The sequence below is a fragment of the Agrobacterium vitis genome, assembly GCF_037039395.1.
Lineage (GTDB): Bacteria > Pseudomonadota > Alphaproteobacteria > Rhizobiales > Rhizobiaceae > Allorhizobium > Allorhizobium vitis_E.
The window spans coordinates 3,730,648-3,745,729 of record NZ_CP146242.1 but is presented as its reverse complement, the minus strand read 5'-3'; the positions used below and the strand labels follow the sequence as shown (position 1 = coordinate 3,745,729).

The 15,082-nt window shown below is 59.1% G+C and carries 16 protein-coding genes; 4 read left to right on the top strand and 12 right to left on the bottom strand.

The genetic code is table 11. The features are described from left to right. Positions 1–14: 14 nt before the first annotated feature. The 5 genes from V6582_RS19870 to V6582_RS19850 are packed head-to-tail and all read right to left on the bottom strand — an operon-like array spanning position 15 to position 4,953. The gene (locus V6582_RS19870) at positions 15–896 is read right to left on the bottom strand and encodes a glycerophosphodiester phosphodiesterase family protein (RefSeq protein WP_234889782.1); all 882 of its coding nucleotides are present in this window, start codon (positions 894–896) and stop codon (positions 15–17) included. 36 nt (positions 897–932) lie between these two features. Beyond that, the gene (locus V6582_RS19865; RefSeq protein ID WP_156633303.1) at positions 933–1,796 is read right to left on the bottom strand and encodes an ABC transporter permease; all 864 of its coding nucleotides are present in this window, start codon (positions 1,794–1,796) and stop codon (positions 933–935) included. Next, on the bottom strand, positions 1,796–2,650 hold the full coding sequence (locus tag V6582_RS19860) for an ABC transporter permease (protein ID WP_156633305.1): 855 nt from the start codon (positions 2,648–2,650) through the stop codon (positions 1,796–1,798). The genes V6582_RS19865 and V6582_RS19860 overlap by 1 nt, the downstream gene beginning before the upstream one ends. After that, positions 2,650–3,690, bottom strand: coding sequence for an ABC transporter ATP-binding protein (locus V6582_RS19855; RefSeq protein WP_156633307.1), 1,041 nt, complete (start codon positions 3,688–3,690; stop codon positions 2,650–2,652). The genes V6582_RS19860 and V6582_RS19855 overlap by 1 nt, the downstream gene beginning before the upstream one ends. A 33-nt stretch (positions 3,691–3,723) precedes the next feature. After that, complete coding sequence (locus V6582_RS19850; protein WP_156633309.1) at positions 3,724–4,953, bottom strand: extracellular solute-binding protein; 1,230 nt, start codon at positions 4,951–4,953, stop codon at positions 3,724–3,726. Positions 4,954–5,091: 138 nt separating this feature from the next. On the opposite strand from V6582_RS19850, the gene V6582_RS19845 reads away from it, so the two are divergent. Further along, positions 5,092–6,240, top strand: coding sequence for an ROK family transcriptional regulator (locus V6582_RS19845; protein ID WP_156633311.1), 1,149 nt, complete (start codon positions 5,092–5,094; stop codon positions 6,238–6,240). Positions 6,241–6,252: 12 nt separating this feature from the next. On the opposite strand, the gene V6582_RS19840 is transcribed toward V6582_RS19845, so the two are convergent. Both V6582_RS19840 and znuA read right to left on the bottom strand, forming a co-directional pair. Further along, positions 6,253–7,467: a GTP-binding protein gene (locus tag V6582_RS19840; protein ID WP_156633313.1), complete on the bottom strand. Its 1,215-nt coding sequence runs from the start codon at positions 7,465–7,467 to the stop codon at positions 6,253–6,255. Positions 7,468–7,550: 83 nt separating this feature from the next. Next, positions 7,551–8,483, bottom strand: a complete 933-nt coding sequence (gene znuA / locus V6582_RS19835) for a zinc ABC transporter substrate-binding protein ZnuA (RefSeq protein WP_156633397.1) — start codon at positions 8,481–8,483, stop codon at positions 7,551–7,553. 176 nt (positions 8,484–8,659) lie between these two features. Here znuA and V6582_RS19830 point away from each other — a divergent pair, with 176 nt between their 5' ends. From V6582_RS19830 to V6582_RS19820, 3 genes are read left to right on the top strand one after another with little or no spacing between them, the layout of a single operon-like run. Beyond that, positions 8,660–9,616, top strand: a complete 957-nt coding sequence (locus V6582_RS19830) for a metal ABC transporter ATP-binding protein (RefSeq protein WP_337739339.1) — start codon at positions 8,660–8,662, stop codon at positions 9,614–9,616. After that, complete coding sequence (gene znuB / locus V6582_RS19825) at positions 9,606–10,418, top strand: zinc ABC transporter permease subunit ZnuB (RefSeq protein ID WP_156633315.1); 813 nt, start codon at positions 9,606–9,608, stop codon at positions 10,416–10,418. Before V6582_RS19830 ends, znuB begins: the two co-directional genes overlap by 11 nt. Before the next feature lie 7 nt (positions 10,419–10,425). After that, a complete protein-coding gene (locus tag V6582_RS19820; RefSeq protein ID WP_070164671.1) occupies positions 10,426–10,824 on the top strand; it encodes a Fur family transcriptional regulator in 399 nt (132 codons plus the stop codon). A 10-nt stretch (positions 10,825–10,834) separates the two neighbouring features. On the opposite strand, the gene V6582_RS19815 is transcribed toward V6582_RS19820, so the two are convergent. The 5 genes from V6582_RS19815 to V6582_RS19795 form a co-directional block, all read right to left on the bottom strand. Then, complete coding sequence (locus V6582_RS19815; RefSeq protein ID WP_156633317.1) at positions 10,835–11,362, bottom strand: gamma carbonic anhydrase family protein; 528 nt, start codon at positions 11,360–11,362, stop codon at positions 10,835–10,837. Between the two features lie 155 nt (positions 11,363–11,517). After that, complete coding sequence (locus V6582_RS19810) at positions 11,518–11,901, bottom strand: hypothetical protein (protein WP_156633319.1); 384 nt, start codon at positions 11,899–11,901, stop codon at positions 11,518–11,520. Positions 11,902–12,082: 181 nt separating this feature from the next. Further along, positions 12,083–12,382: a hypothetical protein gene (locus V6582_RS19805; protein WP_156633321.1), complete on the bottom strand. Its 300-nt coding sequence runs from the start codon at positions 12,380–12,382 to the stop codon at positions 12,083–12,085. Positions 12,383–12,469: 87 nt separating this feature from the next. Further along, entirely contained in the window at positions 12,470–13,894 is a 1,425-nt protein-coding gene (locus tag V6582_RS19800; protein ID WP_234889783.1) for a D-alanyl-D-alanine carboxypeptidase, read from the bottom strand. A gap of 287 nt (positions 13,895–14,181) precedes the next feature. Then, positions 14,182–14,937, bottom strand: a complete 756-nt coding sequence (locus tag V6582_RS19795) for a hypothetical protein (protein ID WP_156633325.1) — start codon at positions 14,935–14,937, stop codon at positions 14,182–14,184. Between the last annotated feature and the right edge of the window lie 145 nt (positions 14,938–15,082).

Sequence of the window (15,082 nt, the reverse complement as noted above, 5' to 3'; positions counted from 1 at the left end):
GTTTCCGTTTGTGCTTACGCTTGTCTGGCGTGCAGCCAAGCCTTGAATGCTTCGACCTCGTCGGTCTGGATAGCGCCGACGCCTGCATCTGCCAACACGGTCCAGACACCGTCCGGATCGACCAGGGCGCGGGTGTCGTTGAAGTCAAGGCAATGCGAGACGTCGAGCGTGTTGATCCAGACGCGGATGTTCTGGCGCTCCAATTCGGCCCGCGCATCGACGATATCGGCGAGATCCGTGAATTTCACTTCGATCATCGGCGCCTTGAGGCTCTCGATGCGGCGCAGGTCTTCGGTAAACCGGCCCTGACGTACGGGAAACATCGGCATATGCGGAATCTTCCCGAACCAGTCGGCATCGACAATGGCGAAATGGTCCGCGTCGAGATCGATGTCGGTCTTGACCAGAACCTGATCGGCAATGTTCATCCGCAGCACTGTTTCCATCACCTGCGGCAGATCACGGGTGAATTTCGTGTCGATATTGACGGTAATACGACCACGGGCTTCTTCGAGAATTTCCTCAAGTGTCGGAACGCATTCCTCTGCTATCTCAGCCTCCAGGCCGCCCGCGCCGCTGCGCAGTTTCGCCTGACGAATGACATCGAACGGCAATTCGCTGACCGTGCCGCTGCCGGTCGTTGTTCTGTCCAGGGTCGCATCGTGAATAACCACGAGATGACCATCGGCACTGGCCTGGGTGTCGATTTCGACCATATCCACCCCGTGGGCAATCGCTTCCCGGATCGAGGCCAGCGAGTTTTCCGCTGTGCTCTTCCACAGGCCGCGATGGGCGATGGTCAGAATGGTGGGATTGGTGCGCGAGGCCATTTCTGCAATCGAGCAGGGACGGGTCGCCAGGGATTGGTGCGCAAGCGTGGACGTCTGGACAGGCATGAGTTGGACTTTCGGCTGTTACTGTTATGGAAGGAATTAGATCTTGCCCATGCCTGCCGCCATCAGGTCGTCGCGCAGGATACGACCGGCGATGATGAAGACGATGAGGGCTGGCAAAAGCAGGATGAAGGAAACGATCGCGGCCAGCGGCAGCTGCATCGAATAGGGGTCGAGATACATGTAAAGCTTGATCGGCAGGGTCTGGACCACAGGCGCGCCGACGATGAAGGATTTGTCGAATTCCTCAAAACTGCCGATGAAGGACATCAATCCGCCCGCCAGCAGACCGGGCACGGCCAACGGCAGAATGATATGCGCGACAATGCCAACTGTTCCGGCACCCAGCGAGCGGGCAGCATGGATCAATTCGTCAGGAATGGTCTCCAGCGTTGCGGTCATCAGCCGGATCATCAGCGGCAGCGTGCCGACGATCTGGACAATGATGACGCCCGCCACCGAATAGGCAAGGCCTAGCGACAGGAACACCTGGCCAATGCCGACCGCGACCACCAGACCGGGAATGATGACCGGCGCGAGAATGAAGATCTCCACCAGCCGTTTCAGCCGGAAAGGAAAACGGGCCATGGCCCAGGCGGTCGGCAAGGCGATGACGGCCGTTGCGACTGTGACCGTGAAGGCGATGCCGAGGCTGGTGACCATGGCCTGGATCAGACCCGGATCGCTAAGCACGCTGGCCCAGCGGCTAACCGTATAGACCTGCGGCAGCAGATGCGGCTGCTGCCAGCCATCGGCAATGCTCCAGACAAACATCAGGGCAAGCGGCAGGGCGATTGCCAGGGCAAGTGTGGTGAACAGGCCGATGGAAACCAGCAGGCGGTCTTCGGGGCGAAACATGCGGCGCTTTGCTGCAACTGGGGTATCGAGCTCAAGAACAGCCATCACGCATTCCCCCGTGTATTGCCAGAGCCGATCCGGCTGGTCAGGGCATAATAGGTCAGGAGAACGATGACTGCGAACAGGCTGAGCACCATGCCCATCGCATAGACCTGCTCGAACCGGCCCTGTTTAAATTCCTGGACCATCAGCACCGAAAGCGGCCGCGCCGTCGGTGGGCCGACAATATCTGGAATGGCATAGGAGCCCATCGAACCGATGAAGGTCAGGAGAATAGCGGCGGTAATGCCCGGCATGGCAAGCGGCACGTCCACAGCCAGGAATGTCCGAAGCCGGGATGCACCAAGCGTGCGGGCGGCAAAGCGGATATCCTCGGGAATGGCGGCAAAGGCGCTGGTGATGATCAGCGTCATGAACGGGATCTGTTTCCAGGAACTGGCCATGATGACGCCAGCACCCAGATCGTCGCGGACCAGTTTCGGCAGGGTAAAGCCGAGCGGCGTCAGCAGGCGGTCGAAAAAGCCACCACGCTCGAAGACGACGATAATCATCAGACCGACGATAATGCTCGAGACCGCCATCGGCAGCTTGTAAAGCCCGCTGAACAGCTTGCGCCCGACAAAGCTTTTGCGCAGCAGAAGCGCCAGCGGCACGGAGAGCGCCAGCGAGACGAAAACCGGCATGACGCCGTAATAGATTGAGGTCGACAAGCCGCGCAGCATGGAGGGCCGGGTGAAAATCCGCTGATACCAACTCAGCGTAAAGCTGCCGTCTTCCAGCCGGAAACTGCCGACCAGCGCCGACAGGAGAGGCAGGCCGAAGAAGAACAGCAGATAGCCGACCCCCGGCAGGAGTAGGAGGAAAAGTTGAACCGGGCGACGGCGAAGCAGCGATGGCATCAGGCGGCCTCCATCGACGGCTGGTCTTCGAGCAGATGCACGGCATCGTGGAATGTCAGCGAGACCCGGCTGCCCATCTCTATCGGTGTGCCGCCACCCGACTGGCTGATCTTGATCCTGACGGCGCCGATATCGGCGGTGTAGAGAATATTGGCGCCCATGAAGGAGACGGAGGTGACGGTTGCCGATCCGCTCTCGTCGCGCTCGATGCCGATATTTTCCGGGCGGACCGAAATCTGCATAGGACCGACGGCGGGACGGTCCAGCACCACTTTCTGGCCCCAGGGCAGCAGCGCATCCAGGCCGGACGCCTTGACGGAGAGAAGATTGGTCTGGCCAAGGAAGCTGGCGGTAAAGGCCGCTTTCGGTGCCCGGTACAGCTCAAGCGGTGTGCCGATTTCGACGACCTGGCCGCCGTTCATCACCACGATCCGGTCGGACATCGCCATGGCCTCGGCCTGGTCATGGGTGACGTAAAGGCTTGTCGCGCCGATGCGGCGATGCAGTTCGACCAGGTCATGGCGAAGGCTGTCACGCAGCTTGGCATCGAGATTGGAAAGCGGTTCGTCAAACAGCAAAAGACTGGGCTGCATGACGATGGCGCGGGCCAGCGCCACACGCTGCTGCTGGCCGCCGGACAATTGCCGGGGCATGCGGTCCACCAGGGCGCCGAGATTGCAGATCTCCAGCACATGGGCGATGCGTCGCGCCCGCTCGTCTTTTGGCACATTCTTCATTTTCAGGCCGAAGCCGAGGTTTTTGGCGACCGACATATGCGGAAACAGCGCATAGGATTGGAACACCATGGCGATATCGCGCGCTTCGGGCGCAAGTCCATCAATCCGCTTGCCCGCCAGCCGGATTTCGCCGTCGGACGCCTCGCTGATGCCCATCAGGATGCGCAGCAGCGTCGATTTTCCGCAGCCGGAGGGACCGAGAATGGTGACGAATTCGCCCTTTTCGACGGCAAGCGAAACCGGATGGAGGACGCGGGCGGACCCGAAATCCTTGGTGATATCGTTGATTTCGAGCTCGCTCATGTCTTTGCCCCTGTTCGTCTGCATCGATTGGAATTACTGGTTCAGGACTTTCTCATCGAGCGCTTCGGCAAGGGCGGTCGACATGTCCCAGAAGGCAGGCACCGACAGGCGAGGGTAGACACTTTTCGGCAGGACATGATCCTGTAGAGCAGCCGGGATCAGGTCGTTGGTAATATCGGTGCGCGGCGAGCGCGATGCCTTGGTTTCCAGCTTGAAGGTCTGGAATTCCTTGCTCATCGCCATATCGATCAGCAGCAGGGCAGCGGCGACGTGCTTGGCATTGGCCGGGACGAACATCGCGTCGCCGGAGCCGACCTGTCCCTTTTCCAGCAGCGTCAGGCGGAAGGTTTCGGGCAATTGCTTGTTGCCGAGAAAGCTCATCACCTGATCTTCCCAGACCGTGCCCATATAGAGCTGCTGGTTGTTGATCAGGTTCAGCGTATCGGCATTCCCATTGGTCAGTTCCGCAGCCTTCAGCAGGCGACGGTAATAGTCCCAGACAGGCGTCAGGCATTCGGACGACATCGCCCAGTCCTCGGCCTGCTGGCGAGTCTGGTTATAATCCGTCAGGGTCTTGCGGCAATCGCCGGTCAGGTAATTGAGCGCGACGGAGTAGATGAAACCACTGCCCGAACCGCCCTTGGCTGGCAAGGTGACGCCCAGGCGCTTTGGATGGCTTTCCGCCCAGGCCAGCAGTTCGTCGAAACTCTTGGGAACCTCATTGGGTTTGACGAAGGCACTGTCATAGCCAATTGCCGTCTGGTTGAGATGGACGAGCGGGAAAGTGCCGCCATGGGCCTTTCCGAACACGGTCTCAGCTAGAACGGGGTCGTAGGTCGCCATGTTCGGCAGGATTTTCGTCAGTGGAATATTACCGATTACCCCTTTAGCCGAGAGCAGCGGATAGCTGCCACCGCCTGCGAAATAGGCATCGACGGGCGCATCCTGTCCTGAAGCTTGGACCGCGATTAACTGCTGGTTGGCCTGATCGCCGTTGACGTCGCTATAGATGACCTTGATGCCGTACTTGGCGGTGAAACTGTCGGTCAGGTTTTTCCATGTCTCACCGAAGCTACCGGCGTAATTATACATGGTCACCGTTCCCTCGGCTTTGGCGGCGGGAACGACGAGGTCGTAGAAATTCTCCCTCGTCACCTTGGAGAGATCGAAATCCAGGTTTTTCATATTGGTTTCGGCGCTCAAACACGGAGCGACGGAAGCCGTGAGCGTCAGGGCCGCGATAGCAAGGAACTTCATCTGCATTGGGGTCTCCATCAGAGCTGGATCAATTGCAGGCGTAATAATACACTTTGAGTGTAATATTTGTGACAGGCCGCGAAATTTGTGCCCGCGGTCGAGTTGTGATTGCCTGATCACGAGACGCCGGATAGATGTTCAACCATGACGACCCAAGCCAAACAGCCCTCTCGCTTTGACAGAAACCCGCTTGCCAGCGAGAACGAACGCCTGATTCTGGACATCGTCCGCCGTCACGGACCAATTGCCCGATCGGTCATCACCGCCCATACCAACCTGACCCAGCAATCGGTGCATCGGTTAATCGAGGGGCTGATCGAGCGCGGTTTGCTGCGCATCGGCGCGCCGCTGAAGGGCACGCGTGGCCAGCCGAGCCCGACCATTGAGCTTGCTGTGGAATCCGTGGCGTCGCTGGGCATATCGATCAACACCGATTCGGCGATTATCTGCCTTGCTGATTTCAGCTGCGGCGTGATTGTCCAGAAGAAGCTCGATCTCCTGCCGTTCAGCCGTGAGGCCACCCTTGCTGCCTTGTCACGGACGCTGGATGAGATGCTTGAGACTCATAATCTGCCGCGTGAGCGGCTGCTTGGGTTGGGATTTGCCCTGTCGGGATTTTCTGTTGCCGATGACCGAATATTCAATGCGCCGGAGCCCTTGCAGGACTGGTCGCTGACGGATCTTCGCCCGGTCCTGGAGCAGACGTTTCAGCTTCCCGTCTGGCAGGAGAACAACGCGACCACGGGCGCTATCGGCGAAAGCTTGCAAGGTGTAGGGCGATGGTGCCAGACCTTTGCCTATCTGTCGTTCAACTATGGTTTCGGTGGCGGGCTGATCCTCAATGGCCAGCCGTTCTACGGTTTTCATGGCAATGCCGCGGAATTGTCCGGGATTTACGACCCGACCGAGGCACCTCGGCGTCCAGCCCTTCAATATTTGCTTAAGTGCCTTCAAGACCACGGCATCGAGATTGATTCCGTCGATACCCTTTACCGGACATTCGATCCGGGCTGGCCAGGCGTGGAGGCGTGGCTGGAGGCAACCATGCCACAGGTCGAGCGGCTGGTGGCGGTTTTGATCGCTGTGATAGATCCGCAGACTATCGTTTTTGGCGGTCAATTGCCGCCAGCGCTGGGCGCGATGATGATCGAAAGATGCCCGATGCCCTCGCAGCGGGTTCACCGTTACGGCGTCGGGCCAAAGGAGGCCCGACTGGTGCTCAGCGAAGTGAAGGGTGATGCCGCAGTCATCGGTGCGGCGCTTCTGCCACTCAAAATGCGCTACTTCATTTAGACAGAAGCAGGCTCAAGCCTCGGCAAATTGCGGCGGTGCCCAGTTGGGGAACGGGTCGCGCATATCGCGCCAAGCACCGGGCGTGAAGCGATCCACAGGCACCAGACAGGCATCCAGGCGGGCGCGGATTTCGGCTTCATCCATGGGATCCGCACCGATAAACACGAGTTCTTGGCGTCGATCACCCCAGATCGGGTCGAGATAGGGTTTCATGGCATTGAGGAAACCCTTATCCTGCGGCCATTGTTGCTTGGGTACTGAGGCCCACCACAGGCCCATGCGCCCGGTGCGCACCAGCGGTCCGGCCTGACTCAGTTCTCCGACATGATGGGGCCGGGTTGCCAGCCAGAAAAACCCCTTGGCGCGGATCACGCCCGGCCAGTCGCTATCAATGAAATCCTGGAATTTCAGCGGATCGAACGGGCGGCGGGCGCGGTAGACGAAGCTGCGAATGCCATATTCTTCGGTTTCAGGCACATGGTCCTTGAAGCCGTGCAATTCCTTGAACCACAACGGATGGGTCTCTGCCCGGCCAAGATCGAACCGCCCGGTACCGAGTACGTCCTTCGGTTCGATCTGGCCGAAATCGGTCTCGATAATCCGCGCATCCGGGTTGAGGCCAACGATGATCTTGCGGGCCGCATCCAGCCGGGCAGGGCCGGCAGTTTCGGCCTTGTTGAGCACCACGACATCGGCAAACTCGATCTGCTCGACCAGAAGGTCGACGAGCGTGCGGTTATCGTCTTCGCCCACCGTTTCGCCCCGGTCGGAGAGGAAGTCACTGGAACTGTAATCGCGCAACAGGTTGGCGGCATCGACCACCGTAACCATGGTATCCAGCCGGGCGATGTCCGAGAGGCTGTTGCCGTCTTCGTCACGAAATTCGAATGTGCTGGCAATCGGCAGCGGTTCGGCAATGCCGGTCGCTTCGATCAGCAGGTAGTCGAACCGGCCAGAATCAGCCAGTTGCCGCACTTCCGTCAGCAGGTCTTCACGCAAGGTGCAGCAGATGCAGCCATTGCTCATTTCCACCAATTGCTCGTCGGTGCGCGATAGATTGGCGCCTCCATCACGCACCAGGGTGGAATCGATATTGACCTCGCTCATGTCATTGACGATCACCGCGACCTTCAGCCCGGCCCGGTTGCCGAGAATATGATTGAGAACCGTGGTTTTACCGGCACCGAGAAAGCCGGACAGCACAGTCACGGGAAGCTTGTTATCCATCTTCAACTCCTTAATGTAATAACATTACATTGATGGTTCTGAAAAAGGCGAGCAGAGGTGCTCGCCTTTGGTGATTGCGTCTGTCAGCCCTTCAGGCAGGTGGTCATAGCGGTGGCGAGATCCGTCATCAGGGCGGGATAGAGGTCGGGGCCATCGGCTATTCCCGTGCCGAGCGGATCGAGCGTGCCAGTGCGGGCATTGCTGCCTTCGGACACCACCTTGATCAGTTTTGGCGCAAATTGCGGCTCGGCAAAAATGCAAGCCGCGTCCAGCGATTTGACCTTGGCGTGAATGGCGGCCACACGTTCAGCGCCGGGAGCCTTTTCCGGGCTGACGGTGACGGAGCCGGCAACCGTCACATGGTAGCGGTGCTCGAAATATTGATAGGCGTCATGGAAGACGATGAAAGGCTTGTCCTTGACCGGGGCCAGCATGGTGGCAATCTGCTTGTCCATGGCATCGACCTGCGCCTGGAACTGGACAAGATTTTCGGCATAAAGCGGGGCATTGGCCTTGTCCGCGCTGCTCAAGGCTTCGGCGATGCTTGCAGCCATCGCCTTGGCATTGTCAGGGTCGAGCCAGATATGCATGTCATTGGCGCCATGCTCGTCTTCATGGTCATGCCCGTGGCCTTTATCGTGGTCATGTCCATGCCCGGTTTCATGCGCGTCGCCATCGTCATGGGCCTCGAAAGGACCGCCCTCGCGCAGGGGCAGCAGTTCCACGCCCTTTGCCTCGGCCAGCGCCACCACTTTGGCCTTGCCTGCCAGCGCATCCAGCGGCTTGTCCAGAAAGGTTTCCAGCCCCGGCCCGACCCAGAATATCAGGTCAGCCTGTTGCAGCGCTTTGGCCTTGGAAGGCTTCAGGCTATAATCATGCGGGGACCCTGCGCCTTCGACCAGAAGATGCGGCGTGCCAGCCCCTTTCATGATCGCGGCGACGATGGAATTGACCGGCTTGATCGAGGCGACCACGTCAGGGGCTGCGGCGGCCATGCCGGGGGCGAGCAGAAGCATGGGGATAAGGCTGAGCAGGGGCATTGTCTTTACAGGCAAGGCGGTCTCCAATTTATCTAATTGAAAGCAAGGATGCTTCCTTGTATCGCATATGTAATGTTATTACATTGATTGCGTAACGCTATAACGTGTGTCATAGCCGGTTGCAACACTCAATCTGTGGAGTTTCGGTATCCGTGTTGAAGGTGCTGGGTGAAAAGCCATTGGTGACATTGCGCAATGCCGGCATCAGGCGCGGCGGGCGCTGGCTGGTGCGCGGTGTCGAGCTTTCGATCCGCAAAGGCGAACTTGTCACCCTGATCGGCCCAAACGGATCGGGCAAATCGACAACAGCCAAAATGGCGCTTGGCGTGCTGAAGCCCGACGAGGGTGAGGTGGTGCGTGAGCGGGCGTTTACGGTTGGTTATGTGCCGCAAAAACTGAGCATCGACTGGACCATGCCGCTGACGGTCGACCGGCTGATGACCCTGACAGTCAAGCTCTCCAAGACGGAAATCGAGGCTGCTTTGGAGGCTGTCGGCATTTCCCATCTGCTGCACGCCGAAGTCCAGCATCTTTCCGGTGGCGAGTTCCAGCGGGCGCTTCTGGCCCGCGCTCTGGCCCGCAAGCCGGACCTGCTGGTGCTGGATGAGCCGGTGCAGGGTGTGGATTTTGCCGGCGAAATCGCCCTTTACGAATTGATCGCCGATATCAGGCGCAAGACCGGTTGCGGCGTGCTGTTGATTTCGCACGATCTGCATATGGTAATGGCTGAGACCGATATTGTCGTGTGCCTGAACGGTCATGTCTGCTGCCGTGGCACACCGGATGTCGTCAGCCAAAGCCCGGAATATCAGCGGCTGTTCGGGGCTGCTGCGGCGCGCACGCTCGCGGTCTACAATCATCGCCATGACCATACGCACCTGCCGGATGGCCGGGTTCAGCATCTGGACGGGTCGGTGACCGATCACTGCCATCCTGATGACGGCCATCATCATGGCCGGGATGGAAAGAGCCATCATCATGGCCGGGGTGAAGAAGCTCATCATCGTCACGATGACGCGCTTGAGGTTGAAGAGAACCATCACGATCATCACCACCACGGCGAGGGGCCGTCCGTGACTTCGGGAAGGGGCGACCGTCATGATGGATGATTTCTTCGTTCGGGCTTTGCTGGCCGGTGTCGGGCTGGCGCTGACGGTCGGGCCACTCGGCTGCTTCGTGATCTGGCGGCGCATGGCCTATTTCGGCGATACGATGGCGCATTCCTCGTTGCTGGGCGTGGCGCTGTCGCTGCTGTTCTCCGTCAATCTGACGCTGAGCGTGTTTCTGGTCGCGGCTATCGTCTCGCTGCTGCTGTTGCTGTTGCAGAACCGGCGCGGGCTTTCCGCCGATGCGCTGCTGGGTATTCTTAGCCACGCGACGCTGGCGATCGGCCTTGTTCTGGTTGCCTTCATGACCTGGGTGCGGGTCGATTTGATGGCCTATCTATTTGGAGATATTCTTGCCGTGACGCCGCAGGATATTGCCACGGTCTGGATTGGCGGGCTCGGCGTCATCCTGTGCCTTTGCCTGTTGTGGCGGCCCTTGCTGGCGGCCACCGTCAATGAGGATGTGGCCGAGGCGGAAGGCTTGAAACCAGCGCGGGCCAGACTGATCTTCATGCTGCTGATGGCCGTGGTGATTGCCATTGCCATGAAAGTTGTCGGCATTCTGCTGATTACCGCGTTGCTGATCATTCCGGCTGCTACCGCCCGGCGGTTTTCCATGACGCCGGAAATCATGGCGGTGCTGGCGTCTGTTATCGGTGCGGTTGCCGTGGTTGGCGGCCTGTTCGCCTCCTTGACCTACGACACGCCGTCCGGCCCCTCGATCGTGGTGGCCGCCCTTGTCCTGTTTATTCTCAGCTTGCTGCCGATACGCCGTTTTTCAACGGCTACCGTGAAGAAAGGATGATGGTCCGATGTCCACACCGCAATTGACCCGCAATCAGAGCCTGGTCTTTCAGGCGCTCGAAAAGGCAGATGGCCCGCTTTCAGCCTATACGATCCTCGACAAGCTGCGCGACAGCGGTTTTCGCGCCCCGTTACAAGTATACCGCGCCCTAGAAAAGCTACTGGAATTCGGCCTTGTCCATCGGCTGGAAAGCCTCAATGCCTTTGTCGTCTGCTCCCACCTCCAGCATGATTGCTGCGATCATGGAACCGTGGCCTTCGCAATCTGTAGCAAATGCGGGCAGGTGAAGGAGTTTCACGATCACTCTATCGACCATCGGCTGGGAGACTGGTCGAAGGGCCAGGGCTTTAAGGCGGAGAAAACCACAATCGAAATTCGCGGTATCTGCGCGGAGTGCCTCGTCTGAAATCACGCCTTCAGAGCGGTTTTAATTGACTAGCGAAACGTTGCCAGTTGGCGATGTAGTTTTGCGCGGAGCGCCTCAGGCCTTCCACGGCCTTGTCATCGAGAGTGCGAATGGCGCGCGCCGGTGAGCCGACAATCAGGGAGTTGTCGGGAAATTCCTTGCCCTCGGTAATCAGCGCATTGGCGCCGATAAGGCAGTTATTGCCGATCCTGGCGCCGTTCAGCACGGTCGCCCCCATGCCCACCAGCGTGTTGTTGCCCAGAATGCAGCCGTGAATGATGGCATTATGGCCGATTGTGCATCCTTGCCCGATGGTCGTTGGAAAGCCCATATCAGTGTGAATGGTGACGTTTTCCTGGACATTGGAGCCTGCGCCGATGGTGATCGGCTCATTATCGCCCCGCAGCACCGCGCCGAACCAGATGCCGACATCCTCACCGATGACCACATTGCCGATGACCTGCGCATTGGGCGCGAGCCAGTAACGGTCGGCGGAAGGCAGCTGCGGTTTCAGATCCCCGAGGGTGTAAAGTGGCATGATGGCAGGTCCTTTTATCGATCTGCCACCGATCTTTCGGGATAAGCCTCAGAAAAGCAAGAGCTTTGAACCCGGTGGGAAAGAGGGGGCGTGCCGCGCCATGGCAATGAGATTCGGGCCGGGCGCGTATGTCCGGCCCCTTTCACTGGGATATATCACCGGATATAGAGCACGAAGCTGCCATCGGATGCTTGGTCAGCGTAAATCACATTCTTGAGCTCAACGTTTCGTGACAGCAATTGCCTGCGCAGAACCGGGTTTTCGCGAATGGCGGCCTGAACTTCGCGTGCTTGCGGGCTGGTTGGCGTCAAGGACCCGAGAAAGTCCTGAAATGTGTCATGCTTTTCGATCTCATCCGGTGTGCTGATCATGAAACGGGGATTGTGATCTGTTGCCAGCGCCCTGTCAGCGGCAGTCACGGCTGCATGGCTGACTCCAGTCATGGCGGCGGTTGAGAGAACGGCGGCAAGAGAAATTTTGGCAATGCGAGACTTGGCAATGCGAGACTTGGCAGGGCGAGAGTTGACAGTGCAAGACATGGGTTCACTCCTCCAGGAACAAACCGGCGAGAAAAACTCGTTAGCCGGTGAAGGAGATCCTCGCGCTTAATCCGTTCAAATCCAATTCACCAGCGAGTGAGATTGGATCAATTCTTGGTCATGTTCGCCGAGGCAGCGGACATGTGATCTGCTCTAACGTGCTCGTTCGGGGCCTATGGTTTTACCGCAGCCGTAGCTTTACCGGTACCCGACGGGAATGCGGGTCCAGATGCAGGTGAATACGCGCTTCCGGCTGAGAATAGCGCCAGGCACGCGCGCCGTGGCAGAGGAGCAGGTTCATCAGGTCCCGCGTCTTGGCACGCGGCTTGTTGATGCCATCGGCCAGCCGGATCGCCGCCTCGTGCAGTGGATTGAGGCCAGCCCGCGGGTTGAAGCGAAATGCCGGATCGCTGCCAACCGCTTGATCGGCTGTCTGGTCCACGACCTGGCCGGTGTTCAGGTGGTTTTCATTGTTTGCCATGATTACATCCTCGTACGCATTACATTTCGAGGTGAACTGACCGGACCTTGCGCAAACACCTGCGCAGGCCACGGTAAGACAGAGTGACTACTGCATTGCGGCCCAGCAGCTAACGCCTGCCTTTTTCAGGCGATTGCAGGCATTGATCGCAGATTTCTGATCATCGAAGCCGACGAACCGGGCACGATAGACCTGGGATGCGCCTTCGCCATAGGCCATGGCGAAAGGCCGAGCACCCTTGAGCGAAATACCGCTCTTGGCACGGGCGCTTTTCAGTAGGTCCATTGCCGCTTCCTGGCTATCCGAAACACCGATCTGGACGGTCCAGCCCGAAGGTGCCGCAGCTGGCGCCTTGGTGGAAAAAGTGACTGTGTGGTCGACATCAGCTGGTGGCTTGGGCCCAGATGATTTGGAATGGCGCGATGCACTTTTGCGGGTCTGCGGCATGGGAGCCGCCTCTGTCTCCAGGGCCTGGCTTGCTTCCGCCTGCTCGGCAAGAGCGGCAACCGCATCGTTGGCGCCTCCGCCACCGGCATAAGCCGTTTCGTTCAGGCTGCCCGTGTCATAGCGTCCGCCGGGCACGGGTACACCGGATTGAGGCAATTGCGGTGCAAGGGCGGTTTCGCGGGCAACAGGTGCCATCGGCTCCGGCACGGTGCTTTGGCGGGCAATAAGCGGGCTTGCGCCACCACGACGGGAGGCTTCCGGCAGATAGGTTGCCATCAGTTTCCGCATCTGGTTGTCGCGTGCGGCACCTGAGGCACCACCCAGCACCACGCCAACCACGGATTTACCGTCGATCTGCAAGGAGGTGACGAGGTTGAAGCCGGAGGCATTGGTAAAGCCGGTCTTGATTCCGTCAACGCCGCGCACCGAGCCGATGAGGCGATTGTGATTGCCGATCACCTGGCGGCCATAGGTGAAGCTGCGGGTGGAAAAGTAAGCGTAATATTGCGGAAAATGCTGTCTTAGCGCCATGCCCAGCCGCGCCTGGTCGCGGGCCGTGGTCATCTGGCCGGAGTTTGGCAGGCCATTCGCATTGCGATAGGTGGTGCGGGACATGCCAAGTGCGCGCGCCTTTGATGTCATCATCTGGGCAAACCGGGCCTCGGAACCACCGAGATATTCGCCGAACGCAGTTGCCGCGTCATTGGCGGAGCGGGTGACGAGGGCCTGGATGCCTTGCTCTACGGTAAAGCTGCCGCCGGGCCTCAGGCCAAGCTTGGATGGCGGTTCGGAGGCAGCATGGGCAGACACGGGAACAGAGGAGTTCAACCGGATCCGGCCTTTTTCAAGCGCTTCGAAAACCAGATACAGGGTCATCATCTTGGTGAGCGATGCGGGATAGCGCAGGCTGTCAGCGTCGGTGGCGCGCAAAACCTTGCCGTTATTCACATCCACGACGATGTCGGCATAGCGCGATGCAGCAGCAGCCTCAGGAGCCGGAGCCACCAACGTGGCGCAGACCAGAGCCACGGTGAGAGACACACGCATGACAGGCCGAACAATCATGTTTCGACCAAGGAGGCTAGCAACTCGCATATTTACCACTGCACTCTTTCCTGAATTCCAGAATTCCAGCCCTGATCACGCATAGGCACCGGGCGAAATGCCCGATCTGGTGCTATGCGTATGAATTCCTGCTTTGGCCGCCCCCCAGCGACATATTTCCTGACGCTAACACCACAGCGTTACCAAGTGGTTTATGATGAACAACAGGTTGCCGGTCCCTGCTGCATTTTTCTAAAATTTTGCCGATTCCCCTCCAGTTCCGGGTCAGGTCTGGGCAAAGTGCGGGACTACTCGCTCGACACCGTAAGTCGGGAGGCAACGAATGCTTCGACAGCGGTATCGATTTGCCGCCAGTCGGCCAATTTCTGGCGCGAGAACCGGTAAAGCACGCTGAGATCGTGGCCTGCGTTGAGATCGCGCTGGCAGGTATCGACGGTTGGCCCGTCCTGTTGCGGCCCGGCTTGATCGGGGGAAAGGCAGCGGATGGCGAAGTCCGGGCGACCCGGCCGGGGTGCCGTGTAAAGAATTTCGCCGTCATAGCCGCTGCCCGCCCGAAAGCGGTGGCCGGTCAGGCCAAAGGGCCCCGGCTGAGGCGCTCCTTCGAACAATTGCTTGTAGATCGGTTCAATCCGGCCAGACATGTCGCGTGACATGGTGCTCTGGGAAATCTGGAGGAAAATCAAATCGTTCGACTGGCTGATATCGTCGAAACGCAGCCGGTCTGCCTGGCTATAGCCGCGCATTTCCGGCCATGTCAGGGCCAGATCGACGCGGGCGAGAGCGCCATCGTGGCGCTGGCGTTGAAACCTTATGGTGTTGTCTTCAATGCGCAGATGATCAAGGCCGATGGTGATCGCCCGCGGTGTTGTGCTCTCGCTGCGCCGATCACTTGTCAGCGCGCGGCCAATCCAGTCGCTGCCCAGAAACAGAGCCAGGGAAAAGACGAGGAGAAGGCCGAGAACCGCAAAACAAACAGTCAGCACCCTGGGAGAGATCAGGGGCTTCTCAATGTTGGTTGCGGGTAACTTGACGGCATCGTCCATGCTTCGACTGGCCTTTTCTTGGCTGCGCAACCCTTCCACGTCATCATGGGTGAGGCACTGGCCGACAACCTGAAGAAGACGGGACCCGAGTCGCACCTGGAAGCATGGCCAGCACATGGTTAATGGTGCGTTAATGGTGCAGTTG

Excerpts from the sequence above, each read along its gene's own strand:
- V6582_RS19870 (WP_234889782.1), bottom strand. The coding sequence starts at position 896 with ATGCCTGTCCAGACGTCCACGCTTGCGCACCAATCCCTGGCGACCCGT.
- V6582_RS19865 (WP_156633303.1), bottom strand. The coding sequence starts at position 1,796 with ATGGCTGTTCTTGAGCTCGATACCCCAGTTGCAGCAAAGCGCCGCATG.
- V6582_RS19860 (WP_156633305.1), bottom strand. The coding sequence starts at position 2,650 with ATGCCATCGCTGCTTCGCCGTCGCCCGGTTCAACTTTTCCTCCTACTC.
- V6582_RS19855 (WP_156633307.1), bottom strand. The coding sequence starts at position 3,690 with ATGAGCGAGCTCGAAATCAACGATATCACCAAGGATTTCGGGTCCGCC.
- V6582_RS19850 (WP_156633309.1), bottom strand. The coding sequence starts at position 4,953 with ATGCAGATGAAGTTCCTTGCTATCGCGGCCCTGACGCTCACGGCTTCC.
- V6582_RS19845 (WP_156633311.1), top strand. The coding sequence starts at position 5,092 with ATGACGACCCAAGCCAAACAGCCCTCTCGCTTTGACAGAAACCCGCTT.
- V6582_RS19840 (WP_156633313.1), bottom strand. The coding sequence starts at position 7,467 with ATGGATAACAAGCTTCCCGTGACTGTGCTGTCCGGCTTTCTCGGTGCC.
- znuA (WP_156633397.1), bottom strand. The coding sequence starts at position 8,483 with ATGCTTCTGCTCGCCCCCGGCATGGCCGCCGCAGCCCCTGACGTGGTC.
- znuB (WP_156633315.1), top strand. The coding sequence starts at position 9,606 with ATGATGGATGATTTCTTCGTTCGGGCTTTGCTGGCCGGTGTCGGGCTG.
- V6582_RS19820 (WP_070164671.1), top strand. The coding sequence starts at position 10,426 with ATGTCCACACCGCAATTGACCCGCAATCAGAGCCTGGTCTTTCAGGCG.
- V6582_RS19815 (WP_156633317.1), bottom strand. The coding sequence starts at position 11,362 with ATGCCACTTTACACCCTCGGGGATCTGAAACCGCAGCTGCCTTCCGCC.
- V6582_RS19810 (WP_156633319.1), bottom strand. The coding sequence starts at position 11,901 with ATGTCTTGCACTGTCAACTCTCGCCCTGCCAAGTCTCGCATTGCCAAG.
- V6582_RS19805 (WP_156633321.1), bottom strand. The coding sequence starts at position 12,382 with ATGGCAAACAATGAAAACCACCTGAACACCGGCCAGGTCGTGGACCAG.
- V6582_RS19800 (WP_234889783.1), bottom strand. The coding sequence starts at position 13,894 with ATGATTGTTCGGCCTGTCATGCGTGTGTCTCTCACCGTGGCTCTGGTC.
- V6582_RS19795 (WP_156633325.1), bottom strand. The coding sequence starts at position 14,937 with ATGGACGATGCCGTCAAGTTACCCGCAACCAACATTGAGAAGCCCCTG.